Source organism: Actinotalea sp., assembly GCF_035443605.1.
Classification (GTDB): domain Bacteria; phylum Actinomycetota; class Actinomycetes; order Actinomycetales; family Cellulomonadaceae; genus Actinotalea.
The window spans coordinates 1-1,938 of the sequence record NZ_DAORSQ010000207.1; the positions used below are offsets into that span (position 1 = coordinate 1).

1 protein-coding gene is annotated in these 1,938 nt (G+C 76.4%); it reads left to right on the forward strand.

The window, feature by feature from the left end:
• On the forward strand, positions 1–1,938 hold a 1,938-nt coding region (locus PKY62_RS13200), incomplete at both ends, for a heavy metal translocating P-type ATPase (protein WP_324537702.1).

Here is a 1,938-nt window from a genome sequence, read left to right on the forward strand (position 1 = left end):
CGCCAACCCAGTGTCGACGTCATCGCCGCGCTCGCCCTGGCCGGCGCCCTGCTCGTCGGCGAGCCGTTCGCCGGCGCGATGATCACCGTGATGCTCGCGAGCGGCCAGCTGCTGGAGGCCAGGGCCGCGGCGCGAGCCCGGCGCGAGCTGAGCCTGCTCGTGGAGCGTGCCCCGCGCACCGCCCGGCGGCACACCGGCACCGGGGTGGTCGAGGTACCCGTCGACGCCGTGGTCCCCGGCGACCGGCTGCTCGTCCCGCCCGGGGAGATCGTGCCCGTCGACGGGCGCCTGCTCACCTCTGCCGTGCTCGACGAGGCCGCGCTGACCGGTGAGGCGCTCCCGGTCGAGCGGCCGGTCGGGCAGGACGTCCGCTCCGGCGTCGTCAACGGCGGCGGGCCGCTCGAGCTGCTGGCGACGGCGTCGGCGGCCGAGTCCACCTATGCCGGCGTGGTCCGGCTCGTCGAGCAGGCCCAGGCCTCCTCCGCCCCGTTCGTGCGGACGGCTGACCGGTTCGCGACGCTCTTCGTCCCGCTCACCCTCGCCCTGGCCGGCGGGGCGTGGGCCGTGACGGGTGACCCCGTGCGCGCCGTGGCCGTGCTCGTCGTCGCGACCCCGTGCCCCCTCCTGCTCGCCGCGCCCATCGCGATCATGTCGGGGCTCTCGCGAGCGGCGCACATCGGGGTGGTCGTCAAGGGGGGCGGCGCCCTGGAGCGCCTCGCGGCGGGCCGCGTCATGCTCTTCGACAAGACGGGCACCCTGACCCAGGGCCGGCCCGCGCTGGCCGACGTCGTGACCGCGGAGCCGGGGGCCGACGCCGACGAGCTCCTCCGCCTCGCGGCCAGCCTCGACCAGGTCTCGGCACACGTGCTCGCGGGCTCGATCGTCGGCGCCGCCGCCCGCCGCGGCCTCGCGCTCGAGCTGCCGGTCGAGGTCCAGGAGGTCCACGGCTACGGCGTCGAGGGGCGGGTGGGGGCGCACCACGTCCGGCTCGGCAAGGCGGCATGGATCGTCGCGGACCCTGCCCCCCGCTGGGTGCGCCAGGCTCGACGCCGCGCCGACCTCGACGGCTCGCTGCTGGTCCTCGTCGCCGTCGACGGCGAGCCTGCCGGCGCACTGCTGCTCGAGGACCCCGTCCGCGCCGACGCACCGCGGATGGTCCGCGCGCTGCGCGACGCCGGGATCACCCGCGTGGTCCTCGTGACCGGGGACCGTGGTGACATCGCCGACGCCGTCGGCCGGATCGTCGGTGTCGACGCCGTGCTCGCCGACTGCGACCCGGCCGACAAGCTCGCCGCGATCCACCGTGAGCAGGCCGGGAACCCGACGATCATGGTCGGTGACGGCATCAACGACGCCCCAGCCCTGGCCGCGGCCGGGGTCGGTGTGGCCCTCGCTGCGCGCGGCGCCACCGCGTCCTCCGAGGCCGCCGACGTCGTCCTGACGGTCGACCGGATCGACGCGATCGCGGACGCGATCCTCATCGCACGCCGGTCGCAGCGGATCGCGCTCCAGGCCGTGCTGGTCGGGATGGGGCTGTCGCTCGTGGCGATGATCGCCGCGGCGGCCGGCTACCTGCCACCGGCCGCGGGCGCCGTGCTCCAGGAGGTCATCGACGTGCTGGCGATCGGCCTTGCGCTGCGCGCCGTCCTGCCAGGCCGCGTCCACACGATCGCCATGCCGCCGCAGGACGTCGCCACCGCCGCGCGGCTGCGCGCCGAGCACGACGCGGTGGCGCCCGTCGTCGAGCAGATCCGCGCCGTGGCGGACGCCCTGTCGACGCACCATCCCGACCTCGACGCTGCGCACGACCTGCTCGATCGCCTCGAGCGCGACCTCGTCCCGCACGAGCGGGCCGACGAGGAGCTCCTCGTCCCCATCGTCATGCGTGCGCTCGGCAGCAGCGAGGCGACGGCGGCGCTGAGCCGCACCCACGCCGAG